The sequence below is a fragment of the Brevundimonas sp. Br13 genome (assembly GCF_055391505.1).
Genome location: NZ_AP044008.1, coordinates 3,000,507 through 3,026,918, shown reverse-complemented (window position 1 = coordinate 3,026,918; position 26,412 = coordinate 3,000,507). Strand labels below are relative to the sequence as shown.

The window sequence follows — 26,412 nt, the reverse complement described above, 5'->3', positions numbered from 1 at the left end:
GCGGAGGCTTTCAGCCTATCAGCCGCCGCGGCCCGCGGCGATGAAGGCGGCGATTGTCGGCCAGGTGTCGCCCCTGGGCCGCATGCTGTCGCAGGCGAAGCTTTTCAGGGCGCCGTAGATGCCGCCGGCCGGGGACGGCTCCCACGGCGTCTCCTCGGAATAGCGGTCGGTCTCCGCCCCGTCGGCCCCGATGGTCACGTTCGTCGTCGTGCGCGACTGGCCGTCCGAACAGCGGATCGAAACTTCTTCGATCTCATGGCTTTGATCCGCCGCATCGCCCTGAGACGGCACGCGGGCGAAGCGGGCGGCGACCACGCCGTCCACGGCGTTCAACTGGTCCAGATCGACCAGATAGGCGATCCGATCCGTCGCCGAAAAACGGCTCCAGCTTTCGGCCGCAGCGGATTGGGCCGTCAGAGTCAGGCCGGCGATCAGTGCGAATGTGGCGATTCCGCGCATCATATCCTCCCCAAGAAGAGGCGATTTGATACCCGTGATCGTCCAATTTCAAGCGGCCGCGACGTCGCGTCAGGGGCGGACCCGTTCAGGCAGGGCCTCGACCTCCGCCTCGGTCAGGGAACGGGTGATGAAGGCACGGCAGGTCCGGTTGCCTGGCGTGGCGCTGGGGACCAGGATGTTGACCGGATCGCCGACACAGACGTTTTCGGACACGTCCGCCGTGGGCGTGATGGCGATGGAGATCGCCGAATCCAGATCCCAGCAGCCGCCGCTGGTGTTGATCTCGAACACGTCGCCGCGGACCGAGCGCACATAGAGGTTCGCCGGCCGCTCGGCGCGGAAGTTGCGGACCTGATCGGTGCGGAAGCAGCGCGCCGCCTCGGAGCCGGTCTCGGCGAGGGTCTTCTGCGGGGCAGGGGCGGCGCAACACGTCAAGGCGGCGCCGGTCAGCAGGCAGGCGAGGGCGGGGGCGATCAGCGTAAAGCGCATGGCGTATCCTTTCAGCTTGGCGCCACGATACACGATCCGTCTCGTTAAGTCCGTCGGCAGGCGCGGTTCAGAAGCGATCCGGCGACACCCGTTCCGCCAGGCTTGCGGGGAGGGGCGAGGGCTGGCCGGCGATCAAGGCCGCGACATGTTCGCCCAGCAGGGGCGCGATGCAGAAGCCGCGCGATCCCAGACCCGACAGAATATGGAGGCCGTCGCTCCTCAGACCCGCGACGGGCAGGCGGTCGCGGGTCGTGGCGCGCACGGCGACGCGCCGCCCGCCCTCTTGCGACAGTCGCGCGGCCAAGTGCGGCAGACGGGCCTTCAGTGTCTCAAGATTTTGGCGGCTGTCCGCGTCGCGCGGGGTCAGGTCCACGTCTCCGCGTGTGTGGGTCGCGCCGTACAGCAGGCCGCCCACAGTGGGCGCGACATAGCCGCCCCAGGCCGTTCCCTCGACCGATGGACCGTCGCGCCAGTCCGCCTGACCTCTGACAGGCGACAGGGCGCCGGTCTCCAGCAGGGCCTCGACCCCCCAGCCGGCCGTCGCCACGACGGCGTCGGCCGTGACGATGATCCGACCCTGGGCGTCCAGCAGGTCCCAGCGGTCGCCCGCGCGCCGGATGCTTGCCACGGAGGCGGACAGGACGGGGGTCCCTTCCAGCCAGGCCTCCAGAATGGCGGCGGGGCGAACCACGCGGGCGTCGGCCATCATCAGACCGCCGTCGGCCTGGGCCTCGCCCAGACGGTGTTCGGCCGCAGCGGCGTCGATCACCGTCATGGCCCCCTCGCGCCACAGGGGCTGGTCGGCGATCTTGGCGAAGCGGGCCCGGTCTCTCTCCGCCCGGTCTCTCTCCGCCTGGGGCAGTTGCAGCACCCCTCGGCCCAGGACGGCGCCCGGCGTGGCGTCGTACAGATGTCGCGCCCGTTCCAGCGCCTGGGCGTAGAGGCCGGCGATGGCCGCGTCTCCCGCATCCAGGCGCGGCGTCGCCAGGCCGGCGGGGAAGCCCGAACCGCCTGCGCCCGGCCGATCGGCCTCGATCACCACCGCCGTCAGCCCCGCGGCCGCCAGGGCGCGCGCGACCGAGGCGCCGGCTATGCCCGCCCCGACGATCGCGACCTGGGGTCGGTGTTCGGCCTGTGGCAGCCCCGTCCGTCGCGCCTCCAGCCGTTCGCGCTTGCGCCCATGCCCCGGCCGCTTGTCGACGACGAAGCCCCGCTCGCCCAATCCCCGTCGCACGGCGCCGGCGACCGTGAAGGTGGCGAGACGGGCGTCGGGCGCGGATCGTTCTGCGATCCGGTCCAGGACCTGCGGCGACCACATGTCGGGGTTCAGGGCGGGAGAGAAGCCGTCCAGGAACCAGGCGTCGGCGGTCCCGCTCCATTGATCCAGCGCCCAGCCTACGTCGCCGACGGCGAGATCAAGCACGGCGTCAAACCCCGGCAGATCGACCCGGTGGAAGCCGGGCGTCGCCTCCGGCCAGGCCTCAAGCAGGGCCTCGGCCGGCTCGGCCAGTTCCGGCCAGTTGCTCAGGGCGCGACGGGCTTCCTCGACGGTCAGGGGAAAACCCTCGACGGAAAAGACGTTCAGCCGTGCGCCCTCAGGCCGCGTCCGTCGCCACAGGTCCAGCACGGCGGCGATGTTCAACCCCGTTCCGAACCCCAGTTCCGCCACGGTGAAGCCCTGACGGCCCGCCCAGGCCCCCGGCAGATCGCATCCCTGGAGAAAGACCGCGCGGCTTTCCGCCAGACCGTCGTCGCGCGAGAAATAGACGTCGCCGAACCGGCCCGAGCGCGGCTCGCCCTCTTCGGTCCAGGTCAGTCGGGGGGAGGCGTCTTGGGAACTCATGGCGCGGCTGTACACCCGGACGGCCGCAACGAAAAAGGCCGCCCCGAACGGAGCGGCCTTTCAGACGGGGTCTGGACCTTAGTGGCCGGCGTCATGACCGGCGTCGTGCGCCGGCTCGGCCGGCTTGGCCGCTTCCGAATGGGCGGCGTCGACGGGCGGAGTTTCGGTCGGCGTCGTGGCCGCGTTCGCGGCGTCGGCGTCTTGGGCCGCCTCATTGGCGGCTGCGGCGGCTGCGGCGGCGGCCTGGTCCGCGGTCAGGGCGGCGTCGGCTGCGGTCCCGGCGGCTTCGACCGCGTCGCTGGCGGCCTCGTCGGCCTTTTCCTCGGGGGCCTTGGAACAGGCGGCGATGGCGAGGGCGGCGGCCGAGGCGGCGATGAGGGCGGTGATGCGCATGACAATCCTCCAGAAGGCGGTTCGCAAGGTTTGAGGCCTTGCCCGAAACGATAGCGCCGCCGCAAAGGCCGGGGCAAGCGGCGATCGCGACGGCGCAGATCAGGACGAAAACACCCCGGCCTGGGGCGTGTTCCGGTTCAGTCGTTGGACACGTTGTTCAGCGTTTCTTCCATCTCGCTGAAGGACGGCTGGAGGGAGGAGGGGATGTCGCCCCGGCCGATCTCGGCCGAGATCTGGGCCGCATTGCCGTGCAGGTGGGCCACCAGGACCGACTGGATGATCTTATAATAGGCCGCTTCTTCGTTGATGATGGCCGTCAGGCGCGCGGCGAACGGACCGACCAGACCATAGGCCAGGAACACGCCCATGAAGGTGCCGACCAGGGCCCCGCCGATCATGGTGCCCAGCACCTCGGGCGGTTCGGTGATCGAACCCATGGTCTTGATGACGCCCAGCACGGCGGCCACGATTCCGAGGGCGGGCAGGCCGTCGGCTAGGTTCTGCAGGGCGTGGGCGTTTTCCAGATGCTCGTGGTGGTGCTTCTCGAGCTGTTTTTCCATCGCGTCTTCGACCTGGTGCGGATCTTCCAGGTTCATCGTCATCATCCGCAGGGTGTCGCAGATGAAGTCGACGGCGAAGTGATCCTTCAGCACCTTGGGGTACTTTTGGAAAATCGTCGATTCCTTGGGCTTTTCGATGTGGCTTTCCAGGGCCACCACGCCCTTGGACTTCATCGTCTTGGTCAGCTGGAACAGCAGGGACAAGAGGTCCTTATAGTCCTGCTTCTTCCATTTCGGTCCGGCGAAGGTCTTGCCCAGGCCGCCCATCGACCCCTTGATCACGGGCAGGGAGTTGGAGATCAGGAAGGCGGCGATGCCGGCCCCCCCGATGGCCATCAGTTCGTGCGGGGCGGCGTGGATGATGACTTCGAACTTGCCGCCGGAGATGGCGTAGCTGCCGAAGACGAGGCCGAACAGCAGCACAATGCCGATGATCTGAAACATGGGGACGCGACATCCTAGACGGAGAGGCGTCGACCATGGCGGTTATTGATTAAGACGGCGTTTCGCCAAACGCCGTCCAGCCGCAGTCAAAGCCGGCCTTCACCGTTCAGAATGGCCGTGCGCGCCGCCGCCGTCAGCTTCTGATAGCCGCTCTTGCCGCCGCGCACATACAGGGACGCCCCGACCCTTTCGGGATCGAAACCGTCGGCCACAAGGTCGGACTTGCGATATTTGAAGGTGCCGGTGGTCTCGGCTGCCTCGATCATTCGCAGGAAGACGGGTTGGGCGTAGGCTGGCAGTTTGCCATTGATGTGGTCGGCGAAGGTCTTGGGATCGAACTTGCCTTCGATCACCAGGGCGGCCATCCCCGCCTTGCCTTCCTGGCCGGGCACGGGAATGCCGTAAACGATGGCTTCGGCCACGCCCGGCGCATCCATCAGAACCTGTTCGACCTCGGAGGTCGAGACATTCTCGCCCTTCCAGCGGAAGGTGTCGCCCATCCGATCGACGAAATAGAAATAGCCCTCGGCGTCCTGGCGCATCAGGTCGCCGGTGCGGAACCAGCGATCGCCCTTCTTGAACACGTCGGTCAGGATCTTCTTCTGAGAGGCGGCCTTGTCGGCATAGCCCGAGAAGTCGTGACGGATGTCGTTGCCGATTTCGCCGATCGCTTCGCCGATCTCGCCCACGCGGGCCAGGCGGCACAGGCCGTCGGGCCCCCGGACCGGCTGTTCAGTCTCGACGTCGCACTGAACCAGACGGATGTTGATCTGCTTCTTCAGATAGCTGGGGACGCGGCCGATGGCGCCCTGTTTGCCGTCGAAGTTGAACAGGGAGACATTGCCCTCGGTCGAGCCGTAGAACTCCAGCACCTCGGGAATGTTGAACCGGCTCTGGAACTCAGGCCAGACGTCGCCGCGCATGCCGTTGCCGAAGGCGAAGCGCAGCTTGTGCTTCTTCTCATAGGCCTGGGGCGGACAGTTCACCAGATAGCGGCACAGTTCGCCGATATAGACGAACATGGTGGCGCCCGACGCCACGACGTCCGGCCAGAAGCTGCTGGCTGAAAACTTCTTGCGGATCACCAGGCGCGCGCCGTTCAGCAGGGCCGCGCCCACGCCCACCAGACCGCCGGTCGAATGGTAAAGCGGCAGGACGTTGAAGATGCGGTCCTTTGGGGTCGAACGGGTCGCCCCGGCGAAGGCGCGCATATAGGTGCGGGCGCGCGAATGCGGAATGCGGGCCGCCTTGGGCAGGCCGGTGGTGCCGGAGGTGTAGATGTACAGAGCCGTGTCGCGGTTGGTCAGACCCTCGCGTCCGCTGCGGGCGGGGCGCACCGAAGAGCCGCCGCGCACCGGCTTGTCCAGGCCCCGGCGTTCGCTGTTCTCGTCCTCGTCGTCCAGGCCCAGAACCCACAGCATCAGATTGTGGCCGACCAGGGGGCGGGCGTCCTCGATCTGGCGCCAGCAGTCCTCGTCCGCGACGACCTGGAAGGCATTGGAAATGGTCAGGCAGTGGGCCAGGCCTTGGCCCGTCAGATTGGTGTTGATCAGGGCGGTGGCCACCCCGACCTTCGAAAAGCCGATCCAGGCCGCCAGATATTCGACCCGGTTGGTCATCATCAGGGCGATGGTGTCGCTGCGGCGCAGGCCCCGGCTCTTGGCCCAGTGGGCGAAGCGGTTCGCCATGGCGTCCAGGTCGCGATAGGTCAGGCTGCGGCGCTCGTCCTCGACGGCGATGTTGTCGGCGAACTTGTCGACGGCCTCTTCGAAGTCGTCGCACAGCAGGACGTCGCTATCCAGCTCGATCGGCTTGATGCGCTTGAGCAGACGGAACAGGCCCCGCGCGAACCTCACGTCCCTGCGAATATTCGCTACCAAACCCATGCTCGCCGATTCTCCGGTCTGTGCGTTTCCACCCGTCTTCGTGATGAACGAAGCCGGTCCGTCGGGTCAACCGTGTGGCGGTCAATCACCTGCGAAAGCGCCACGATTGCCGACGGGCGTGTCCCAATTGTTCGCGTGACGTGACGTAAATCTAGACCTAAAAACGCGACAGCGACCTTATGCGTCGCCGACCCTGATCCTCAGCGGGCCGGAAGGGCAGGGTATTCCAGGCGGCTCACGTCATAGCCCAGGGCGCGCGCGCGATCCGTCAGGGCCTTGATCTCGGCCGCGCTCGGCACGTCCCGCGTGTAGATGAAGAGGCGGTGGAAGGTGGGATCGGTGGAGATGAACCAGCTGTAGTCGTCGGCGCGGTCCAGCACCCAAAAGTCCCAGGTGACGAAGCCGTGCAGATAACGCACGCGCAGCTTGGCGTTCGTTCCGGGGTCCAGGATGCGTCCGTCGCCGCTGATCGCCTTCTCCCTGCCCTCCGGCGTGCCGATCTGACAGGTGTCGCGCACCGCGATCCGGTCTCCGCCCAGCGGGCGATAGACCGAGGCGCCGGCGACGCATCCGTCGGTCAGCCGGTCGGGCAGGCGCGCGACCTCATGCCAACGCCCGGACCAGAGTCGATCGATTTCGACCGTCTTCAGCGGCTGCGGAGCCCGATATTCGGACGGAGAGGGGGCGGTGACACAGGCGCCCAAGGCGCTGCAAAGACTCAGAGACAGGACGAGGCGGGCGAGCGTTTTCATGACGGAAATCCCCTTTCGGTCATAAAGCCGCCACACGCGGCTCAGGTTCCGCCCAGGCTTGGCCGTTGGTCCGTCAGGTGCAAATCTCTCGACGGGCGACAGTATCATTCGCTTGCGACCCATTGCATGCTGGGCTTTCACGTCAGGGTTCGATGGAGACCTGACCTGGTGGACGCCGCCATTCTGACTGAACAGCCGACCCCGATCCGACCCTTGGCGATAAGCCCTTCGCGGCTGACCCATCTCCAGCGCCTGGAGGCCGAGAGCATCCACATCATGCGCGAGGTGGCGGCCGAGGCCGAGCGCCCGGTCATGCTGTATTCGATCGGCAAGGATTCGGCGGTGATGCTGCACCTGGCCAAGAAGGCCTTCTATCCGTCCACGCCGCCCTTCCCCCTGCTGCACGTCGATACGACGTGGAAGTTCCGCGCCATGTACGCCATGCGCGAACAGGCGGCGGCGGACCTTGGCGTCGAGCTGCTGGTCCACCACAATCCAGAGGCTGTGGCGCGCGGCATCAATCCGTTCGATCACGGCTCGGCCCTGCACACCGACCTGTGGAAGACCGAGGGACTGAAACAGGCCCTGACCCAGTACGGCTTCGACGCGGCCTTCGGCGGCGCCCGACGCGATGAGGAGAAGTCGCGGGCCAAGGAGCGGATCTTCTCCTTCCGCACGGCCGAACACCGCTGGGATCCCAAGAACCAGCGGCCCGAACTCTGGCGGCTCTACAACACCCGCAAACGGCCGGGCGAAAGCATCCGCGTCTTCCCCATCTCCAACTGGACCGAGCTGGACGTCTGGCAATACATCCACCTGGAGCAGATTCCGATCGTGCCCCTCTACCTCGCCGCCGAACGGCCGGTGGTGGAACGCGACGGCGCCCTGATCATGGTCGATGACGACCGCTTCCGCCTGCGGCCCGGCGAGACGCCCCAGATGAAGTCCGTCCGCTTCCGCACCCTGGGCTGCTACCCCCTGACCGGGGCGGTCGAGAGCACCGCTGCGACCCTGCCCGAGGTCATTCAGGAAATGCTGCTGACCACCACCTCTGAACGTCAGGGCCGGATGATCGACCACGACCAGTCCGCCTCGATGGAGAAGAAGAAGCAGGAGGGCTATTTCTGATGGCTCACCAGTCCGACCTCATCGCCCGCGACATCGACGCCTATCTGGACGCCCACCAGCACAAGAGCCTGCTGCGCTTCATCACCTGCGGCAGCGTGGACGACGGCAAGTCCACCCTGATCGGCCGGCTGCTCTATGATTCCAAGATGATCTTCGAGGATCAGATGGCGGTGCTGGAGGCGGACAGCCGCCGCGTCGGCACCCAGGGCGGCGACATCGACTTCGCCCTTCTGGTCGACGGCCTGGCCGCCGAGCGCGAGCAGGGCATCACCATCGACGTCGCCTATCGCTTCTTCTCGACCGAAAAGCGCAAATTCATCGTCGCCGATACGCCGGGCCACGAGCAGTACACCCGCAACATGGTCACCGGCGCCTCGACCGCCGACGCGGCCGTCATCCTGATCGACGCCCGGCGCGGCGTCCTGACCCAGACGCGGCGGCACGCCTATCTGGTCAGCCTGCTGGGCATTCGCCATGTGATCCTGGCGGTCAACAAGATGGACCTGATGGGCTGGTCGCAGTCCGTGTTCGACGCCATCGTCGCCGACTTCTCCGCCTTCGCCGACCAGATCGGGCTGAAGCGCTTCGACGCCATCCCGATGTCCGCCCTGCGCGGCGACAACATCACCGAAGCCAGCAATCATTCGCCCTGGTACGCCGGCCCGCCGCTGATGAGCCTCTTGGAAACGCTGGAGGTCGGGGACGATCTTCAGGCCGACCCCTTCCGCCTGCCGGTGCAATGGGTCAACCGGCCCAATCTCGACTTCCGCGGCTTCTCCGGCCAGATCGCCGCCGGGACCGTGCGTCCGGGCGATCCGGTGCGCGTCCTGCCGTCGGGCAAGGCCTCGAGCGTCGCCCGCATCGTCACCGCCGACGGCGACCTGGCCCAGGCGGTCGCCGGCCAGTCGATCACCCTGACCCTGGCCGACGAGATCGACGTCTCGCGCGGCGACGTCCTGGCCGGCGCCGACGCCCCGCCGGAGGCCGCCGACCAGTTCGAGGCCACGGTCGTCTGGATGGACGACGAATCCTTGCTGCCGGGGCGGCCTTACTTGCTGAAGATCGGCGCCAAGCTGGTCGGGGCGACCATCACCGAGCCCAAGCACAAGGTGAACGTCAACACCCTGGAGCAGCAGCCGGCCAAACGGCTTGAGCTGAACGAGATCGGCGTCTGCAACCTGTCGCTTGACGCCCCCGTCGCCTTCGCCCCCTACGCTCAGAACAAGGATCTGGGCGGCTTCATCCTGATCGACCGGATTTCGAACCGGACGGTCGGGGCGGGCCTGCTGCACTTCGCCCTGCGTCGCGCCCACAACATCCATTGGCAGGCCCTGTCGGTGGACAAGAGTTCGCGCGCGGCCATCAAGAACCAGAAGGGCAGGGTCATCTGGCTGACCGGCCTGTCCGGCGCCGGCAAGTCGACCATCGCCGACCTGGTCGAGAAGCGGCTGCACGCCGACGGCCGCCACACCTATCTGCTGGACGGCGACAACGTCCGCCACGGTCTGAACCGCGACCTGGGCTTCACGGAGGAGGACCGGGTCGAAAACATCCGCCGCGTCGCCGAGGTGTCGAAACTGATGGTGGACGCCGGCCTGATCGTCCTGGTCAGCTTCATCTCCCCCTTCCGCGCCGAACGCCGCATGGCCCGTGAGTTGCTCGGTCCGGGCGAGTTCGTCGAGGTCCATGTCGACACGCCCCTGGCCGTCGCCGAGCAGCGCGACGTCAAGGGCCTCTACAAGAAGGCCCGCGCCGGCGAACTGAAGAATTTCACCGGCATCGACAGCCCCTATGAAGCGCCCGAGGCGCCCGAGATCGTCGTCGACACCACGACCATGTCGGCCGAAGATGCGGCGGAACGGATCGTGGCCTGGCTGGACGGCCGGTTCTCGACCGAGGACTTCAGCATCTGAGGCGGGACTGCATCGCCGGGAGGAGCCAATATGGAACTGATCATCGGGCCCCGGACCTATTCGACCTGGTCCCTGCGGGGGTGGCTGGTGATGAAGCGCACGGGCGCTGACTTCACCACCGTGGACGTCCGCTATGAGACCCAGGCCCAGAAGGCGGCCCTGCGTCAGATCTCGCCCTCCGGCTTCGTCCCGGTGCTGAAGCACGGCGATACGCTGATCTGGGATACGCTGGCGATCGCGGAATGGGCGGCCGAGACCTATCCCGAGGCGCGGCTGTGGCCTGCGGACCCGATGGCCCGCGCCCTGGCCCGATCGGCGACGGCGGAGATGCATTCCGGTTTTTCGGCCCTGCGGACCTTTTGCGGCACGGGGCCGGACCGGCCCATGGTCGGCGAGGCCCGGTCCGAGACCCCGTCGGACCCGGCCCTGGACCGCGATCTGGCCCGGCTGGTCGATCTGTTTCGCCAGATGCGCGGCCGGTTCGGGCAGGCCGGGCCCTGGCTGTTCGGGGACTGGTCGATCGCCGACGCCTTCTTCACCCCGGTCGCTGCGCGCATTCGGCATTTCCAGATCGACCTGAGCGCCTATGGCGACGACGGCGTCGCCGTCGCCTATGTCGCCGCCTTGCTGGCCCAGCCCGACTTCCGGCAGTGGGAGGCTGAGGCCCTGGCTTAAGGGTTTCGCAACCTTGGCCGCAGACGGGCCGTTAAGATGACGTCGTTATCTTGACCGGCGTGGGACCGCCCGTTCCACCCGGAGGACGAGATGCCGCTTCACACCCCTGCGCCGACCAAGGCCGCCGTTCAGGTCAAGGCCTCGTCCGAAGGCCTCAGTCCGCTAGCCGGCTACGGCCTGGCGGCCCTGGTGGGAGCGGCCTTCTGGGCTCTTCTGCTGGCGGCGGTGTTCTGAAAACCTATTGGGCGCCGGCGATCGGGCTGGCCTGGGCCACCATCAGGGGCTGTTCCGTCGGCGGCGTATAGTCCAGGGCCAAGGGCACGAGCCGGGCGCCCGAAGCGACCGCATCCAGGGTCTTCAGCGGGCCGCCGAACAGACGCTGATAGATCCAATAGGCGGCGACGACCTTTTCCACATATTCGCGGGCCTGGGGCACGTCGATCGTCTCGATCAGCAGCAGGGGATCGGCGTCCGGCCCCAGCTTTCTCAGGGCCGCCAGCATGGGGCCAGGCCCGGCGTTGTAGGACGCCACCGCGCGCAACAGATCGCCTTGGAAGGCCGGCAGGTTCAGCATCCGGCTGACATAGGCCTGACCCAGCCGCATATTGGTCGCCGGAACCAGAAGCTTGGTCGGGTCGGTTACGAAGGTGCGGTCTCCCGTCATCTCCGCCGCCGTCGTCGGCATGACCTGCATCAGCCCATAGGCGCCGGCGCCGGACCGGGCGTCAGGATTGAAGTCGGTCTCCTTGCGCGCCAGGGCGTAGACCAGGGCCTTTTCAATGACGAAGCCGCCCTCCGGCTCCAGCACCGGCATGGGGAAGCGGGTCGCGTCGATCCGGGCGACGTCGGCGCCGCTGCTGGGCATCATCACCCGCGCCAGGGCCATCCACATCCGCGCGGCGTCGCCCACCGCCGTGCGAAGCCCGGCGCGCAGCTCATTCTCGCCCTCGGTGCGACGGCCGACCTCGTAATAGGCGACGGTGCGCCGGGCGCGGGCGTCGCTCTGCACGAAGGCGTTCAACTCATCGGCCCCGACGCGGCCGTCCTGGGGCACATAGACGGCGCGCTGCAGCCGGGGTTGGGCCTCATAGGGGCGGGGGCCCAGGTTTTCGATCGCCGGTTCTTCGCCCAGCTGACGCAGGGCGATCTGGCCGTAGAAGGTCGCCGGCCACTGACCCGCCAGACGCAGATAGTCGTTGACCCGGTCCTGGCGGCCGGACTGGGAGGCGGCCCGGGCGGTCCAATAGGCGGCGCCGGCGCGGACCCACGGGTCTTCGGTCGGATCGTTGGCGACGCGCTCGAAGGCGGCGAAGGCCTGATGGAACTGACCCAGCCGCCATTCGGCCAGGCCGACCGTCCACCAGTCGCCGATCTCGCGGCCGACGGCCGAGGCGCCGGTCAGGTCGTCGTTGTTGTATGCGACGCGCGCCGCCTTCATCGGATCGACGGCCGGTCCGCCCGAGACGGCGGCGACGACGCTGTTCCAGGTCCGTCCCAGAAGACCGCCCGGCTTGACCGGTTCCGGCGCCCCGTCGGGCCGACGCCGCATCGCCAGGGCGTAAACCCGGTCCGCACAGGGCAGGTCTGAATAGGATTCAAGCCAGGCCGTCAGCTCTTCATAGGTGGCGACATGGTCGGGGTGGAACAGGCTTTCGAACTCGACCTGACCCAGCAGGACGCGGTCCTGAGCCTGACGCGCCGACAGGCGGGCCGCCTCGATGTCGCCGCGCCGCAGGGCGTCGAAGGCGGTGGTGTAGGACAGGCGATCAGATGAACTCAGGGCCGTGGGGCGGACGGAACCGGAACTGACGTCAGCCATTCCCTCTGCAGGCGCCTCGGCCTGCACCGCGCCGGCGAAGGCGAGCGAAAGCACCAGAGTCGGGGCGATCAGCGCCCGGCGGAACATCAACATACGCGGCGGCCCCGTTGGCGTCGCCCTGCCCGTTCTCGTCAGGCGGGGATCGTGTGGCGTTGGTCGTCAAACGATCAGCATGCCTTAAAGCGGCGGTAACCTCAACCTGCGCCGTCCAGCCGAGCCGAAAGCGCCAACAGATCGCCCCAGACCAGCCGCTTGGCCTGGGGTTGGCGCAGCAGGAAGGCGGGGTGCAGGGTCGGCACGACAGGCGCGGACACGGCGCCCTCGTTCAGACGCCATTCCCGCCACTGGCCCCGGATTTTCATGATGCCCTCGTCCGTCTGAAGCACCGACTTGGCCGAGGCCGCCCCCAGCAGCAACACCGCCTTGGGCTGGAGCAGAGCAAAGGCGCGTTCGACGAAGGGGGCGCATACCGCCTGTTCCTGCGGGGTCGGGGTGCGGTTGCCCGGCGGGCGCCAGAAGACGGTGTTGGTGATGAAGACCTTGCCGGTCAGACCCGCCGCCACCAGCATTCGGTCCAGCAGCTTTCCGGCCTTGCCGACGAAGGGCTGGCCCATCCGGTCCTCTTCGGCGCCGGGACCTTCGCCGATGATCAGGACGGGCGCGTTCGGGTCGCCACGCCCGAAGACCGACTGGGTCGCCCCCATGGCGCGCAGCGGACAGCCTTCAAACGCCGCCACCGCCGCCGCCAGATCCTGGAGCGTGGCGGCCCCCGCCGCCAGATGTCTCGCCTCGGCGATCGCCTCGGCTGCGCCGGGTCCGGCAAGGGGCGCGGCCACCGAGGCCGTGGCCTTCTGCACCGCCTTCAGGGCGGGGGGCGGGGCCAGATGGGTGTGATCGACCGGCGCCTCGCCGTAGCAGGCGTCCACCCCCGCATCCCGCCAAAAGGCGAGCAGGCTTTCGATTGCAGCGATCTCGTGAGGTTGCGCGTTCATGTCTCAACACACCGATAAGCCTTGACCGCCCTCGCGTCACCTTCCGATAAGCGGCATAACCACACGAACAAGCAGGATTTCAGGGGAAGACATGGCCGAAGAAGCCATCGAGGGCGGCGCGGAAAACGCCCGCCAGGAAGCCATCATCGACAATCTGCCGCCGCTGGAGGCTCTTCAGGGCGTCGAGCGGGAGGTCATGGAGTATGACGTCGTCATCGTCGGCGGCGGCCCCGCCGGCCTGTCGGCGGCCATCCGTCTGAAACAGAGGGCGGAAAAGGACGGCAAGGACATCAGCGTCGCCGTGCTGGAAAAGGGCGCCGAGGTCGGCGGCCACATCCTGTCGGGCGCGGTCATCGACCCCAAGGCGCTGAACGAACTCTTCCCCGACTGGAAGGAGCGCGGCGCCCCGCTGGAGACGCCGGTCACCCAGGACCGTTTCCTGCTGCTGGGTCCGCAAGGGTCGGCCGCCCTGCCGATGGGGCTGATGCCCCCCTTCATGCACAATGACGGCTGCTACATCGCCTCCCTGGGCAATGTGGCGCGCTGGCTGGGCGAACAGGCCGAGGCCCTGGGCGTCGAGGTCTATCCCGGCATGGCCGCCAGCCACGTCGTCTGGGAAGAAGAGACGGGTCGAGTGAAGGGCGTCGTCGCCGGCGTCTTCGGCATCGACCGCGAGGGCAAGCCGACCGGCGACTTCCAGCCGGGCATCGAACTGCACGGCAAATATGTCTTCATCGCCGAGGGCGTGCGCGGCTCCCTGGCCAAGACCATCATCGCCCGCCACAAGCTCCAGGACGGCAGGTCGCCTCAGAAATACGGCATCGGCCTGAAGGAGCTGTGGCAGGTGCCGGCGGATAAGCACCAGCCCGGCCTGGCCCAGCACACCACCGGCTGGCCGCTGGACGAGCACACCGGCGGCGGCAGCTTCCTGTATCATTTCGGCGACCGCTATGTGGCGATCGGCTATGTCGTTCACCTGAACTACAAGAACCCGCATCTGTCGCCGTTCGACGAGTTCCAGCGCTTCAAGCACCACCCGGCCATCGCCTCGCACCTGGAAGGCGGCACGCGCATCTCCTACGGCGCACGGGCCATCACCGAGGGCGGTCTTCAGTCCATTCCGAAGCTCAGCTTCCCCGGCGGCGTCCTGATCGGCTGCTCGGCCGGCTTTGTGAACGTGCCCCGCATCAAGGGCAGCCATAACGCCATGAAGACCGGCATGCTGGCCGCCGACGCCGCCTATGACGCGGTTCAGGCCGGACGCGGCGGCGACGAACTGGTCGAGTATGAGGCCGCCTTCAAGAAGAGCTGGGTCTATAAGGAGCTGTCGGTCGTCCGGAACGCCAAGCCCCTGCTGTCCAAGTTCGGCACCACCCTGGGCGGGGCTCTGGGCATGTTCGACATGTGGTGCCGCACCCTGCTGGGCGGCTGGTCGCCGATCCCGACCCTGCAACACGGCAAGACCGACGCCGCCTCGACCGAGCCCGCAGCCAAGCACAAGCCGATCGCCTATCCCAAGCCGGACGGCAAACTGTCCTTCGACAAGCTGTCGTCGGTCTTCATCTCCAACACCAACCATGCGGAAGAGCAGCCGGCCCACCTGAAGCTGCTGGACCCGTCCAAGCCGATCCAGGTCAACCTGCCCAAATACGGCGAACCGGCCCGGCTCTACTGCCCGGCGGGGGTCTATGAGGTCGTCTATGCGGACGAGGTCGCCAAGACCGACCCCCGTTTCGTCATCAACGCCCAGAACTGCGTCCACTGCAAAACCTGCGACATCAAGGATCCGTCGCAGAACATCGTCTGGACCACGCCCGAGGGCGGCGGCGGGCCGAACTATCCGAACATGTGACGGGGCTCTTGCGGGGGCGGTGGAAAGCGTGAAGGGTCGGCGCATGATCGCCTCCCGTTCGCGCCTGTTCGCCGCCTCCCTGACCGTCCTCGCCCTGGCCATGGCCCAGGGGGCCGTCGCGCAGGAGACAAGACCGGCGTCGCCGTCCGTCAATCCGTCCCAGGACCATCCGCCCGCCATAATCCTCGAGCCGGGTCAGACGCCTGAAGCCGCGCCCGCAGAAGACGAACCCGAGGACGGCGCGCCCCAGGAAATGACGCCCGGCGGCGATCCGGCGATCGACGTCGCGGGCGATGACGAACCGGCCGAACCGCCCATCCCTGAGGTCTGGTCGCCGATCCCGACCGACGCCCAGGGCCGCAGCGCCTATGGGCTTTATCTCGCCGGCAAACTGGCCCTGATGACGGGGGAGGGCGAACGGGGCGCCGATCTTCTGGCCCAGGCCCAGGCCCTGACGCCGGAACAGCCGCGCCTGCGCGAACAGGCCTTCACCTCGGCCCTGCTCAGCGGCGATCTGGACGTGGCGGCGCGGCTGGCGCCGACCGCCGACGCCTCGCCGGCCTTCACCGAGGGCGGGCGTCTGATCGCAGCGGTCCAGACCTTCGTGCACGGCGACGCCCGCGCCGCTGACGCCGCATTGGCCGCCCGACCCATCGCCGCGCCGCACGCCCGCGCCGGGCTGATGGTCGCGCCCTGGATCGCGGGGGCGGCCGGCGACTGGACCCGCGCCCTGGCCGCGCCTCCGGCCCAGGGCGATCCCGTCACCCTGGCCTTTGCGCGTCAGAACCGCGCCCTTCTCTTGGAAAAGCGTCGCAAATACGCTGAGGCGGAGGCCGAGCTGAAGGCCCTGTCCGATCTGCCGACCCTGGGCGCCCTGTTCCACCGGCCCTATGGCGAGTTTCTGGAGCGGCGCGGCAAGCGGGATCAGGCCCTGGCCGTCTATCAGGCGGCGATGCAGGGACAGACCGATCTGGCGACCGCCCGCGCCCTGGCGCGCCTCCAGGCCGGCGATCCGCCTCCGCCCGCTCCGAACTTCCGCCAGGGCGCGGCCCAGGCCCTGGCCACGGCCGCCGCCCAGGCCGTGGCCGAACGCGGCAATGAGTTTGCGGTGGTCTATCTGCGCCTCGCCCTGAACCTGCACGAGGATGCGGCGACCCAGATTCAGCTGGCCCAGGTGCTGGACCGGGTGGGGCTGAAGGCCGCCGCCCGCACCGCCCTGTCGCGCGTCGGGCCGGAGGATCCGGTTCTCTACGCCAGCGCCCGCGCCCAGCTGGCGATCAATCTGGAGGAGGACGGCCAGTCCGAGGCCGCCCTGACCGAACTGCGCGCCGCCGCCGCCGCCCAGCCGGACGATCCGCGCATCGCCCTGGTCCTGGCGGGCCAGTTGATCCAGGCGCAACAGTTCGAGGCGGCCCTGACCCTGTTGAACGGTCCCTTGCTGAACACGGCGGACCAGGGCGCCCACATCCATTTCCTGCGCGGCGTGGCGCTGGAATCGCTGGACCGCATCCCCGAGGCTGAGGCCGAACTGTGGGCCGCGCATCAGGCGGACCCGAACAACGCCGACGTGCTGAACTATCTCGGCTATCTGTGGGTGGATCGGGGCCTGCGTGTCGATCAGGGCGCCGGCCTGTTGGCCCAGGCCCACGCCGCTGCGCCCGACAACGGCAATATTCAGGACTCCCTGGGCTGGGCCCAGTTCAAGCAAGGCTATTACGACACCGCCGTCGTCACCCTGGAGCAGGCGGTCGAGAAGGAGCCGGCCAACGCCGAAATCAACGACCACCTGGGCGACGCCTATTGGAAGGTGGGGCGTCGGCGCGAGGCGGTCTGGCTGTGGAACCGCGTCCTGAGCCTGGACCCGGAGCCCGAACGCAAGGTCGAGGTCGAACGCAAGATCGCCAACGGCCTGGACGGCGCCGGCCCCGCGACCGGCGTGTCGCAATAGGGGGCGCGCCACCGCACCCTCAGCCCCCGCGCAGACACACCCATGCCCGTCATCCTCGCCCTTGTGGCGAGGATCCAGACTCCCGGTGTGTCCGCAGACGTGCGCCCGCTCGAACACCGGGAGTCTGGATCCTAGGGACAAGCCCTAGGATGACGACCGGGAAGGGAGAGGGGCGCCGTATTCCCCGTTCCGACCCAGCCCCCAAGTCGCTAAGACCTACTCCATGCCACCACTCACGGCCCTGGCCCCGGCCAAGATCAATCTGTTCCTGCACGTCGGCCCGGTGGACGCCGACGGCTATCATCCCCTGTCCAGCCTCATCGCCTTCGCCGACGTCGGCGACCGGGTGACGGTCGAGCCGGCGGATCGCCTGTCCCTGACCGTGACCGGCCCGTTCGGCGCGGGTCTGGCGGCCGAGCCCGACAATCTGATCCTGCGCGCCCTTCGCGCCCTGGGCCAGGCGACCGGAACCGGCGAGCCGCCGCTGAGGGTGACGCTGGACAAGCGCCTGCCCATCGCCGCCGGCCTGGGCGGGGGGTCTTCCGACGCCGGCGCCGCCCTGAAACTGGCGCGTCAGGCCCTGGCGCTGGACATAGACGATGTGGAACTGGAGGCCGTGGCGGGGGTCATAGGCGCCGACGGCCCCATGTGCCTGCGGATGCGCACCGCCTGGGCCGAGGGCCGGGGCGACGTCCTGACCGACGAACAGCACCTGCCGCCGCTCCACGCCGTCCTGTTCAATCCGGGCGTCCCTTCGCCCACCGGCGCCGTCTACCGGGCCTATGACGCCGGTCCGCCGCGCGCCGCTGACCGTCCCGCGCCGCCCGCCGACTGGAGCCCGGCGGCCGTCATCGACTGGCTGGCCGGCCTCCGCAACGATCTTCAGCCGCCCGCCGAGGCCCTGACGCCCGCCATAGCCGATGCGGTTTCAGCGGTGGCGGCGGCCCCCGGCGTGGCCCTGGCGCGGATGTCCGGCTCGGGCGCCACCGTCTTCGGCCTGTGCCGGTCCGGCGAGGACGCGGCCGCCGCCGCCGCCGCCCTGTCGGCCGCCCATCCGGCCGCCTGGGTCGCCCCGACCCGCCTCGCCGCCGCCTGAGCCATAAATCCCCTGCGCGTGTTGAAGCGCGCGGCGCCGGGCCCTATGGTCCGCCGTCCTTTTTCCAGCCCCTCCCGAGCCCGATTTGACCACCTCGACCGAGCCGCTCGCCTTCCAGGACCTGATCCTGACCCTGCATCGCTATTGGGGCGAGCAGGGCTGCGCCATTCTCCAGCCCTATGACATCGAAGTCGGGGCCGGCACGCTCCACCCCGCCACCGTCCTGCGCGCGCTCGGCTCAAAGCCGTGGAAGGCCGCCTATGTCCAGCCCAGCCGCCGCCCCGGCGACGGCCGCTACGGCGAAAACCCGAACCGTCTCCAGCACTATTATCAATACCAGGTCATTCTGAAGCCGAACCCGGACAATCTTCAGGAGCTCTATCTCGGCTCGCTGGCGGCGATCGGGATTGATCCGAAACTGCACGACATCCGCTTCGTCGAGGACGACTGGGAGAACCCGACGGTCGGCGCCTGGGGCCTGGGCTGGGAGGTCTGGTGCGACGGGATGGAGGTGACCCAGTTCACCTATTTCCAGGGCGTCGGCGGCATCGAGGTCGATGTGGTCTCGGGCGAACTGACCTACGGGCTGGAGCGTCTGGCCATGTATGTCCAGGGCGTGGACAACGTCTATGACCTCAAGTTCACCAAGGAGGGTCTGACCTATGGCGAGGTCTTCCTGGAGAACGAGCGCCAGCAGTCGGAGGCCAACTTCCACGGCTATGACGTCGACGGTCTGAAACGCCGGTTCGAGGATATGGTGGCTGAGGTCTCGCGCCTTCTGGCCCTGACCGGACCCCAGGGCCAGCCCCTGGTCCTGCCGGCCTATGATCAGGTGCTGAAGGCCAGCCACCTGTTCAACCTGATGGACGCCCGCGGCGCCATCGCCGTCGCCGAACGCCAGAGCTACATCGGCCGCATCCGCGAACTCTGCAAAGCCTGCGCGACGGCCTATGTAGAGCGGGAACGGGCCGAGGCATGATTTCCCTTTCCGCTCATCCCCGCGAAAGCGGGGACCCAGTCCTGTCGCGAGGCGCGGTGTCTGGGATGGCGGTTGAAGCCCCTACGGCGCCGGTCGTGCGCCCACAGCGCTGGGTCCCCGCTTTCGCGGGGATGAGCGGACAGATTTGAGACTCTAATGCCCCAACTCCTCCTCGAAATCTTCTCTGAAGAAATCCCCGCCCGGATGCAGCAGGGCGCCGCGCGCGACCTCGACCGCATGGTCTCCGACCGGCTGAAGGCCGCCGGCCTGACCTGGGAGGCCCTGACGACCTACGCCGGCCCGCGCCGTCTGACCCTGGTGATCGACGGCCTGCCCGCCGCCACGCCCGACCGCGAGGAAGAGGTGAAGGGGCCCAAGGCCTCGGCGCCGGAACAGGCGCTGGAGGGCTTCCTGCGCAAGACCGGCCTGACCCGCGATCAACTGACCGAGCGCGACGGCGTCCTGTACGCCGTTCTGTCGTCCAAGGGCCGCGCGACCACCGATCTGGTCGCCGAGACGGTGGACCAGGTCATCCGCGCCTTCCCCTGGCCCAAGTCGATGCGTTGGGGTTCGGGAACCCTGCGCTGGGTCCGGCCGATCAAACGCATCCTGTGCCTGTTCGACGGCAAGGTGGTCCCGTTCGAGATCGACGGCATCCCGTCCGATGCGATCACCGAGGGCCACCGTTTCCTCGGCTCTGGCCAGCTGCTGAAGGTCAGCGACTTCGTCGACTACCGCACCCAGCTGGAGCGGGAGTTCGTCCTGATCGACGTGGCCGACCGCAAGCTGCGCATCCTGGAACAGGCCAAGGCCGCCTGCGCCGCGCGCGGTCTGGTGCTGGTCGACGACGACGGCCTGCTGGACGAGGTGGCGGGTCTCGCCGAATGGCCGACCCCGATCCTGGGCGACATGGACCCGCAGTTCCTGGCCCTGCCGCCCGAGGTCGTGCGTCTGTCGATGAAGGTGCACCAGAAGTATTTCGCCGTCCGTGACCCGTCGAAGGATGGCCTGGCCCCCAACTTCCTGGTCGTCGCCAATGTCGAGGCGACCGACGGCGGCAAGGCCCTGGCCGCAGGCAACAGCCGCGTCCTGTCCGCCCGCCTGAACGACGCCCGCTTCTTCTGGGACGAGGACCAGAAGGTCGGTTTCGACGCCTGGAACGAAAAGCTGAAGGGCGTCACCTTCCACGCCAAACTGGGCACATTGGCCGAGCGGGTCGACCGCATCGCGGCGCTCGCCCGCGAGATCGCCCCCCTGGTCGGCGCCGACGCGGACGAGGCCGAGATGGCCGCCCGCCTGTGCAAGGCCGATCTGGCCAGCGGCATGGTCGGCGAATTCCCGGAACTGCAGGGGATCATGGGCGGCTATTACGCGCGTCTGCTGAGCGCGCCCCCCTCGTCCGCTTCGCGGCCACTCCCCCCTGAGGGGGGAGATCGCACGGATCAATCCTCCCCCCTTGGGGGAGGGGGACCGCGGAGCGGTGGAGGGGGCTGGACGCCTCAAGTGCGCGACCGCATCGCCGACGCCATCCGCGACCACTACAAGCCCCAAGGCCCCGCCGACACGGTCCCGACCGCACCCGTCACGGTCGCCGTCGCCCTGGCCGACAAGCTGGACACCTTGGTCGGCTTCTTCGCCATCGACGAGAAGCCCACGGGGTCGAAGGATCCGTTCGCGCTGCGGAGAGCGGCGCTGGGCGTGATCCGGTTGGTGCTGGAGAATGGAATTAGGGAAAACTTACTAAGGCCTATTTCACGACAGCGAGCGCGCGTAATCGCGTCCAAACTTCCATTGAATACCGAAGATCTTGACGCCAGAACTTTTGCGGAGATCAAGCGGCTAGGCGTCGAGCATGCGGTCGAGACCGGCCCATTAATGTTGGAAGCGGTAGAGGCTATTAACCGTCTCTTGAGGGATACTTGGGAACTCGGGCGCGGCTATGCGCCTGACGAAAAAGACCATGAAACGCTCGCCTTCTTCGCCGACCGCCTGACCGTCCTCCTCCGCGATCAGGGCCAACGCCACGACCTCGTCGCCGCCGTCTTTGCTCTGGGCGACGACGACCTCGTCCGCATCGTGCGCCGGGTCGAGGCCCTGGCCGCCTTCCTGGCCACCGACGACGGGGCCAATCTGCTGGCCGGCTACAAGCGCGCCTCCAACATCCTGCGCGCCGAGGAGAAGAAGGGACCGCTGCCGACCGGCATGGTCCAGACCGGCCTGCCGAACCAGCCCGAGGCCGAGACCACCCTGGCCTTCGCCGTCGCCGCCGCCCGCACCGCGGTCGAGACCGCGCTGGAGACCGAGGATTTCGCCGCCGCCATGACCGCCCTGGCGGCCCTGCGCGCGCCGGTCGACGCCTTCTTCGAGGCGGTGATGGTCAACTCCGAGGTTCCCGAAGAGCGCGACAACCGCCTGAAACTGCTGGGCCAGGTGCGCGACGTCATGGGCCAGGTGGCGGACTTCGGCCAGATCGCGGGGTAGTCTTCAAGACCCTCTCCCGCTTGCGGGAGAGGTGGCCCGGCGTCCGGCGTAGCCGGACCAGGGTCGGAGAGGGGAGTCTTGTTTCGACAAGAAGACTTCCCCCATCGTCAGGCGTGTCGCTGCGCGCCACGACCTGACACTTCCCCCGCAAGCGGGGGAAGATCAGCACACTCTAGCCCGACGCCCCCAACCGCCCTAAACCTCGCGCTCAATCCGTCGGACCCGCCTTGACCCCAACCTCGGACATCGCCGCCAAAACTCCCGCCTGGGTCTGCGCGCCCGGCGTGCTGAAGGTCCCCTTTCTCGATGTCTTCCTGAACGACTACGACCTGCGTCGCCTGCCGGGCGCCGAGGTTCAGGCCGTGCTGGGCTGGGGCATGAAGCCGACGGCCGCCGCCGGTCGCCGCTGGGCGGAAGCCAACGCCCGCCCCTATGTCGCGCTGGAAGACGGCTTCCTGCGTTCGGTCGGCCTGGGGGAGGCGGGGGCGGCCAGCCTCAGCCTGATCGTCGATGATCTGGGCGTCTATTATGACGCCACCCGGCCGAGCCGCCTCGAACATCTGATCCAGACCGCCGACGTCTGGTGCGACGCCGCCATGACCGCCCGCGCCCGCGCCCTGATCGACCGGATCGCCGCCTCGGGCGTCTCCAAGACCAATATGGGCAGGCCGCTGGACCTCGGCCTGCTGCGGCCCGGCCGCCGCGTCCTGATCGTGGACCAGACCTTCGGCGACGCCTCCATCGGCTACGGCCTGGCGACGCAAGCCAGCTTCGACGCCATGGTCGCCGCCGCCCGGCGCGACGAGCCTGAGGCCCAGCTGATCGTCAAACGCCATCCGGCGGTGGCGGCGGGCAGGAAGCGCGGCTGCATCACCGACCTGTCCGGCGTCACCCTGGTGGACGCCGACGTCCGGCCGGCCGACCTGCTGGCGGCGGTGGACGCCGTCTATTGCGTCACGTCTGGGTTGGGGTTCGAAGCCCTGTTGCGGGGCCTGCCGGTCCGCTGTTTCGGGGCGCCCTTCTATTCCGGCTGGGGCCTGACGACCGACGCCGTGGACACGGGCCGACGCGGCGCGGCGCGCTCGGTGGAACAGGTCGCCGCCGCCGCCCTGATCGCCTATAGCCGCTATGTCGATCCCGTCACCGGCGAGCGGTGTGAGGCCGAACAGGCGCTGGAGCGATTGATCGCCCTGCGCGACCGCGCCGACCGTCTGGCGGGGCCCTGGTCCGCCGTCGGCTTCGCCCCGGCCAAACGCCCGCCGGTGCGCCGCCTGCTGAACTCGCCCAAGGCGCGGATGCGATACTTCATGTCGCCGTCGCGCGCCGCCGCCCACGCCGCCGCGACCAACGGCCGCCTGATCTGGTGGGCGGGCAAGGAGAGCGAGGCCGTGCGCCGCGCCGCCGCAACCTTTAACGGCCCGACGGTTCGCATGGAGGACGGCTTCATCCGCTCGCGCGGCCTGGGGTCCGATTTCGTCGGCGCCCTGTCGGTCGCTCTGGACGACCAGGGGGTCTATTACGACCCGTCGCGCCCGTCGCGGCTGGAGACCCTGATCCAGACGACGGACGCCACGCCGGAGCAGCTGGCCCGCGCCGCTGCGCTTCGGACCCGGATCGTCGAGGCGGGCCTGTCGAAATATAATCTGAAGGGTCAGGCGCCCGCCGACTGGCCCGCGGATCGCGACATTCTGCTGGTCGTCGGCCAGGTCGAGAACGACAAGTCCATCCTGCTGGGCTGCGAGCCCGATCTGTCGACCAACTCGGCCCTGGTCGAGGCGGCGCGGGCCGATCACCCGGACGCCTTCCTGGTCTATCGCAACCACCCCGACGTTCTGGCGGGCAACCGGCCCGGACGGCTGGACGCCTCGGCCCTGGCCTCGGTCGATGCGGTGGCGGACGGGCTGGACATCATCGACTGCCTGAACGCCTGCCGCCGGGTGGCGACCCTGACCTCCCTGACCGGATTCGAGGCCCTGATGCGGGGCCGGGCGGTGTCGGTCTATGGCCGCCCCTTCTACGCCGGCTGGGGCCTGACCGACGACCGGCTGGGCTTCGACCGCCGCACCCGGCGCGCCACCGTCGATCATCTGATCCTGGCCGCCCTGATCCACTATCCGATCTATGTGACGCCTCAGGGCTGGCCCTGCGAGGCGGAGGATCTGGTCCAGGCCCTGATCGCCGCCCGCGACCAGCCGCCGCCTCCGGCGCCGCGTGGCCAGATTCAGCGCTGGGCCGCCGGGATCATCGCCTCTCTCGACCGCAGGCCGCCGCCGTCCTATTGAAGGCGTTCGCAAAGGAAACTGTCTACCCGTGCAACACGCCGTCATCGCCGCAACCGGCCTCTTCACCCCCGAACAATCGGTCTCCAACGCCGAACTGGTCGACAGCTACAACGCCTGGGCCGACGGCTGGAACGCCCGTCACGCAGATCGGATCGAGGCGGGGGAACTGGAGGCCAAGCCCCATTCCTCGCCCGAGTTCATCGAAAAGGCCTCGGGCATCAAGCAGCGGTTCGTGATGGACAAGGCCGGGGTGATCGACCCCGCCCGCATGGCACCCAACTTGCCCGAACGCAGCAATGAAGAGCTGTCGATCCTGGCCGAGATGGCGGTCAAGGCCGCCCGCCAGGCCATCGAGGCCTGGGGCAAGCCGGTCAGCGAGATCGGCGCGGTGCTCTGCGCCGCCTCCAACATGCAACGCCCCTATCCGGCCATGGCCATTGAGGTGCAGCAGGCACTGGGGATCGAGGGCTTCGCCTTCGACATGAACGTGGCCTGCTCTTCGGCCACCTTCGGCATCAAGACGGCGGCCGACTTCATCGCCGGCGGCTCGGTCAAGGCCGTGCTGATGGTCAATCCGGAGATCTGCTCGGCCCACCTGAACTTCACCGACCGCGACAGCCATTTCATCTTCGGCGACGTGGCGACCGCCGTGATCGTGGAATCCTCGGACACCGCCGGGCCCGGCGGCTGGGACGTGCTGGGCTCGCGGCTGAAGACCGTCTTCTCGAACAATATCCGCAACAATTTCGGCTTCCTGAACCGCAACGCGCGCGACACCGCCCATCTGGATTCGCCGGTCGCCGACGACAGCGTTCAGAACGACAAGCTGTTCATCCAGCAGGGCCGCAAGGTGTTCAAGGACGTGGTGCCGATGGTCTCGGACATGATCGTCGATCATGCCGGCGAACTGGGCCTGGATCCGCACGAACTGAAGCGGCTGTGGCTGCACCAGGCCAACATCAACATGAACCAGCTGATCGGCAAGAAGGTGCTGGGTCGCGAACCGTCGTCGGAAGAGAACGTTATCATCCTGGACGACTACGCCAACACCTCCTCGGCCGGCTCGATCATCGCCTTCCACCTGCACAACGACGGCTTCGCCCCCGGCGAGACCGGCCTGATCTGCAGCTTCGGCGCGGGTTACTCGGCCGGGACGGTATTCGTGCGCAAGCGTGGCTAGGGTGACGAAACCAAAAGTGTCGACCGGCGTTACGCCAGGTTAATCCCGGTCTGCGACGATAATTTCTGAGGCCACGCTTGAATCCGGCGCCGGATTTTGCGAGGCGTTCGATTGTCGAGAACAGGGGAGTTCCCAGATGGCTCAGACGACGCCGAAGACAGTGCTGGAAAGCCTGGCTCAGGATATCGCCGCCGTGCTGAAGAGCATGGGCGGCTCGGCTCATCAGAATTTGGTCGTTGACTGCGTTGCGGCCCTCATGCGCCAGCGCGGCGAGGCGGTGGACGCCCAGGCCCTGCGCCAGAAGATCATCGAAGCCTTCGAACAGTACCGCGACTGGTTCGTGCGTCCGTTCGGCGAAGGCTCTCAGCGCTGGGCCCTGGCCCGCGATTTCGCCTGAAGTCCTCAAAGCAAAAGGCGCGCCCCTTTCGGAGCGCGCCTTCTTCAATCCGCCTGATCGCCGGGATCAGAAGCGACGGATGTAGCTGAGCGAATAGGCGTCAGCCTCGCCTGCATCATCGCGGTAGTCGCGGCGGGTCCAGTCGGCGCGCAGGCCGTTCACGCCGTCGAGGTAGTAGTTGGCGCCGGCGCCGTAGTTCCAGCTGTCGCCGCCCACGTCGGTGTTGGCGCCGGGGAATTCCTGCTTCAGCTCGGTATGGCCGTAACCACCGCGCGCGAACAGCTCCAGCTTGTCGGAAACCGGCACCTTGCCGACCACATAGCCTGCGGCGTCCCACTCGTGCTTGGTCGTGCCGTCCACGCCGGCGACGGTGAAGTCGTCGTCCTTCACGCCGACCGAGGCCTCGGTCTCCAGAGCCAGGTAGCGGTTCAGATTGACGCCCAGGCGGCCGGTCACGGCGCCGGTGGTGGCGTTGTCGCCTTCAAGATGAGTATAGCCCAGTGATCCGTAACCACGCGGTTCAGGATTGGTTTGAGCAAAAGCCGGAGCGGCGATTGCGGAAACGGCGACAGCAGCGAGAAGAATGTTGCGCATTGTTTCTTATTAACTCCTAGATGTGATGACCGGTTGGATCATCAGCCCCATCCAGCGAGTGCTTAAATAGGTGAGGGCGTTCTCTGTTCCAGAGGCCGCCAGAACAGTCCGTCGTCTGTGGACGGCGAGACACACACTGTGTTCTGTCAAGGTCGGCGACTTTGTGGCGATGCAACAAAAAGGGCGGCCTCGTCAGAGACCGCCCTTTCACATTTCTCACCCCTCCTCCTCAACTTGACCCGAGGATGAC

At 67.9% G+C, this 26,412-nt stretch carries 22 protein-coding genes; 12 read left to right on the top strand and 10 right to left on the bottom strand.

From position 1 onward, the window contains the following. Positions 1-18 precede the first annotated feature (18 nt). From ACZ5M6_RS15065 to ACZ5M6_RS15035, 7 genes are all read right to left on the bottom strand, one after another. Positions 19-462: a hypothetical protein gene (locus ACZ5M6_RS15065; RefSeq protein WP_227975982.1), complete on the bottom strand. Its 444-nt coding sequence runs from the start codon at positions 460-462 to the stop codon at positions 19-21. 66 nt (positions 463-528) lie between these two features. Beyond that, on the bottom strand, positions 529-948 hold the full coding sequence (locus ACZ5M6_RS15060) for a hypothetical protein (RefSeq protein WP_464159037.1): 420 nt from the start codon (positions 946-948) through the stop codon (positions 529-531). Positions 949-1,015: 67 nt separating this feature from the next. Beyond that, a complete protein-coding gene (gene mnmC2, locus ACZ5M6_RS15055) occupies positions 1,016-2,791 on the bottom strand; it encodes a tRNA (5-methylaminomethyl-2-thiouridine)(34)-methyltransferase MnmC2 (protein WP_464159036.1) in 1,776 nt (591 codons plus the stop codon). Positions 2,792-2,869: 78 nt separating this feature from the next. Beyond that, positions 2,870-3,184, bottom strand: coding sequence for a hypothetical protein (locus tag ACZ5M6_RS15050; protein WP_152950836.1), 315 nt, complete (start codon positions 3,182-3,184; stop codon positions 2,870-2,872). A gap of 137 nt (positions 3,185-3,321) precedes the next feature. Next, positions 3,322-4,188, bottom strand: a complete 867-nt coding sequence (gene motA, locus ACZ5M6_RS15045) for a flagellar motor stator protein MotA (protein ID WP_054766474.1) — start codon at positions 4,186-4,188, stop codon at positions 3,322-3,324. Positions 4,189-4,274: 86 nt separating this feature from the next. Next, entirely contained in the window at positions 4,275-6,074 is a 1,800-nt protein-coding gene (locus ACZ5M6_RS15040) for a long-chain-acyl-CoA synthetase (protein ID WP_152950835.1), read from the bottom strand. Between the two features lie 200 nt (positions 6,075-6,274). Beyond that, positions 6,275-6,826: a lipocalin family protein gene (locus tag ACZ5M6_RS15035; RefSeq protein WP_444571445.1), complete on the bottom strand. Its 552-nt coding sequence runs from the start codon at positions 6,824-6,826 to the stop codon at positions 6,275-6,277. Between the two features lie 168 nt (positions 6,827-6,994). Here ACZ5M6_RS15035 and cysD point away from each other — a divergent pair, with 168 nt between their 5' ends. The 4 genes from cysD to ACZ5M6_RS15015 all read left to right on the top strand — a co-directional run bounded on the left by cysD (position 6,995) and on the right by ACZ5M6_RS15015 (position 10,776). Further along, positions 6,995-7,954, top strand: a complete 960-nt coding sequence (cysD, locus tag ACZ5M6_RS15030) for a sulfate adenylyltransferase subunit CysD (RefSeq protein WP_464159035.1) — start codon at positions 6,995-6,997, stop codon at positions 7,952-7,954. Then, entirely contained in the window at positions 7,954-9,867 is a 1,914-nt protein-coding gene (gene cysN, locus ACZ5M6_RS15025) for a sulfate adenylyltransferase subunit CysN (protein WP_464159034.1), read from the top strand. The genes cysD and cysN overlap by 1 nt, the downstream gene beginning before the upstream one ends. Before the next feature lie 30 nt (positions 9,868-9,897). Then, entirely contained in the window at positions 9,898-10,542 is a 645-nt protein-coding gene (locus ACZ5M6_RS15020; RefSeq protein WP_054766470.1) for a glutathione S-transferase family protein, read from the top strand. Between the two features lie 90 nt (positions 10,543-10,632). Then, positions 10,633-10,776 carry a hypothetical protein gene (locus ACZ5M6_RS15015; protein ID WP_156314214.1) on the top strand — a complete coding sequence of 48 codons (144 nt, stop codon included), beginning with the start codon at positions 10,633-10,635 and terminating at the stop codon, positions 10,774-10,776. Positions 10,777-10,780: 4 nt separating this feature from the next. Here ACZ5M6_RS15015 and ACZ5M6_RS15010 read toward each other — a convergent pair whose 3' ends face one another. Both ACZ5M6_RS15010 and ACZ5M6_RS15005 read right to left on the bottom strand, forming a co-directional pair. Next, a complete protein-coding gene (locus ACZ5M6_RS15010) occupies positions 10,781-12,454 on the bottom strand; it encodes a lytic transglycosylase domain-containing protein (RefSeq protein WP_191554403.1) in 1,674 nt (557 codons plus the stop codon). Positions 12,455-12,555: 101 nt separating this feature from the next. Further along, complete coding sequence (locus tag ACZ5M6_RS15005; RefSeq protein WP_464159033.1) at positions 12,556-13,353, bottom strand: uracil-DNA glycosylase; 798 nt, start codon at positions 13,351-13,353, stop codon at positions 12,556-12,558. Positions 13,354-13,549: 196 nt separating this feature from the next. On the opposite strand from ACZ5M6_RS15005, the gene ACZ5M6_RS15000 reads away from it, so the two are divergent. The 8 genes from ACZ5M6_RS15000 to ACZ5M6_RS14965 all read left to right on the top strand — a co-directional run bounded on the left by ACZ5M6_RS15000 (position 13,550) and on the right by ACZ5M6_RS14965 (position 25,568). Then, positions 13,550-15,205, top strand: a complete 1,656-nt coding sequence (locus ACZ5M6_RS15000) for an electron transfer flavoprotein-ubiquinone oxidoreductase (protein WP_395941973.1) — start codon at positions 13,550-13,552, stop codon at positions 15,203-15,205. Between the two features lie 43 nt (positions 15,206-15,248). Next, the gene (locus ACZ5M6_RS14995; RefSeq protein ID WP_464159032.1) at positions 15,249-17,153 is read left to right on the top strand and encodes a tetratricopeptide repeat protein; all 1,905 of its coding nucleotides are present in this window, start codon (positions 15,249-15,251) and stop codon (positions 17,151-17,153) included. 223 nt (positions 17,154-17,376) lie between these two features. Further along, positions 17,377-18,249 carry a 4-(cytidine 5'-diphospho)-2-C-methyl-D-erythritol kinase gene (locus ACZ5M6_RS14990; RefSeq protein ID WP_464159031.1) on the top strand — a complete coding sequence of 291 codons (873 nt, stop codon included), beginning with the start codon at positions 17,377-17,379 and terminating at the stop codon, positions 18,247-18,249. An 85-nt stretch (positions 18,250-18,334) separates the two neighbouring features. Then, positions 18,335-19,228, top strand: coding sequence for a glycine--tRNA ligase subunit alpha (locus ACZ5M6_RS14985; protein WP_409612353.1), 894 nt, complete (start codon positions 18,335-18,337; stop codon positions 19,226-19,228). Positions 19,229-19,384: 156 nt separating this feature from the next. Continuing rightward, entirely contained in the window at positions 19,385-21,709 is a 2,325-nt protein-coding gene (gene glyS / locus ACZ5M6_RS14980) for a glycine--tRNA ligase subunit beta (RefSeq protein WP_464159030.1), read from the top strand. Between the two features lie 227 nt (positions 21,710-21,936). Next, entirely contained in the window at positions 21,937-23,991 is a 2,055-nt protein-coding gene (locus tag ACZ5M6_RS14975) for a capsular polysaccharide biosynthesis protein (RefSeq protein WP_464159029.1), read from the top strand. A 28-nt stretch (positions 23,992-24,019) separates the two neighbouring features. Next, positions 24,020-25,171 (top strand): beta-ketoacyl-ACP synthase III, encoded by a 1,152-nt coding sequence (locus tag ACZ5M6_RS14970; RefSeq protein WP_464159028.1) that lies wholly within the window; start codon positions 24,020-24,022, stop codon positions 25,169-25,171. A 136-nt stretch (positions 25,172-25,307) separates the two neighbouring features. Then, the gene (locus tag ACZ5M6_RS14965) at positions 25,308-25,568 is read left to right on the top strand and encodes a hypothetical protein (RefSeq protein WP_464159027.1); all 261 of its coding nucleotides are present in this window, start codon (positions 25,308-25,310) and stop codon (positions 25,566-25,568) included. Between the two features lie 66 nt (positions 25,569-25,634). Here ACZ5M6_RS14965 and ACZ5M6_RS14960 read toward each other — a convergent pair whose 3' ends face one another. Further along, the gene (locus tag ACZ5M6_RS14960) at positions 25,635-26,162 is read right to left on the bottom strand and encodes a porin family protein (protein ID WP_054766462.1); all 528 of its coding nucleotides are present in this window, start codon (positions 26,160-26,162) and stop codon (positions 25,635-25,637) included. Between the last annotated feature and the right edge of the window lie 250 nt (positions 26,163-26,412).

Excerpts from the sequence above, each read along its gene's own strand:
- ACZ5M6_RS15065 (WP_227975982.1), bottom strand. The coding sequence starts at position 462 with ATGATGCGCGGAATCGCCACATTCGCACTGATCGCCGGCCTGACTCTG.
- ACZ5M6_RS15060 (WP_464159037.1), bottom strand. The coding sequence starts at position 948 with ATGCGCTTTACGCTGATCGCCCCCGCCCTCGCCTGCCTGCTGACCGGC.
- mnmC2 (WP_464159036.1), bottom strand. The coding sequence starts at position 2,791 with ATGAGTTCCCAAGACGCCTCCCCCCGACTGACCTGGACCGAAGAGGGC.
- ACZ5M6_RS15050 (WP_152950836.1), bottom strand. The coding sequence starts at position 3,184 with ATGCGCATCACCGCCCTCATCGCCGCCTCGGCCGCCGCCCTCGCCATC.
- motA (WP_054766474.1), bottom strand. The coding sequence starts at position 4,188 with ATGTTTCAGATCATCGGCATTGTGCTGCTGTTCGGCCTCGTCTTCGGC.
- ACZ5M6_RS15040 (WP_152950835.1), bottom strand. The coding sequence starts at position 6,074 with ATGGGTTTGGTAGCGAATATTCGCAGGGACGTGAGGTTCGCGCGGGGC.
- ACZ5M6_RS15035 (WP_444571445.1), bottom strand. The coding sequence starts at position 6,826 with ATGAAAACGCTCGCCCGCCTCGTCCTGTCTCTGAGTCTTTGCAGCGCC.
- cysN (WP_464159034.1), top strand. The coding sequence starts at position 7,954 with ATGGCTCACCAGTCCGACCTCATCGCCCGCGACATCGACGCCTATCTG.
- ACZ5M6_RS15020 (WP_054766470.1), top strand. The coding sequence starts at position 9,898 with ATGGAACTGATCATCGGGCCCCGGACCTATTCGACCTGGTCCCTGCGG.
- ACZ5M6_RS15015 (WP_156314214.1), top strand. The coding sequence starts at position 10,633 with ATGCCGCTTCACACCCCTGCGCCGACCAAGGCCGCCGTTCAGGTCAAG.
- ACZ5M6_RS15010 (WP_191554403.1), bottom strand. The coding sequence starts at position 12,454 with ATGTTGATGTTCCGCCGGGCGCTGATCGCCCCGACTCTGGTGCTTTCG.
- ACZ5M6_RS15005 (WP_464159033.1), bottom strand. The coding sequence starts at position 13,353 with ATGAACGCGCAACCTCACGAGATCGCTGCAATCGAAAGCCTGCTCGCC.
- ACZ5M6_RS15000 (WP_395941973.1), top strand. The coding sequence starts at position 13,550 with ATGGAGTATGACGTCGTCATCGTCGGCGGCGGCCCCGCCGGCCTGTCG.
- ACZ5M6_RS14995 (WP_464159032.1), top strand. The coding sequence starts at position 15,249 with ATGATCGCCTCCCGTTCGCGCCTGTTCGCCGCCTCCCTGACCGTCCTC.
- ACZ5M6_RS14990 (WP_464159031.1), top strand. The coding sequence starts at position 17,377 with ATGCCACCACTCACGGCCCTGGCCCCGGCCAAGATCAATCTGTTCCTG.
- glyS (WP_464159030.1), top strand. The coding sequence starts at position 19,385 with ATGCCCCAACTCCTCCTCGAAATCTTCTCTGAAGAAATCCCCGCCCGG.
- ACZ5M6_RS14965 (WP_464159027.1), top strand. The coding sequence starts at position 25,308 with ATGGCTCAGACGACGCCGAAGACAGTGCTGGAAAGCCTGGCTCAGGAT.
- ACZ5M6_RS14960 (WP_054766462.1), bottom strand. The coding sequence starts at position 26,162 with ATGCGCAACATTCTTCTCGCTGCTGTCGCCGTTTCCGCAATCGCCGCT.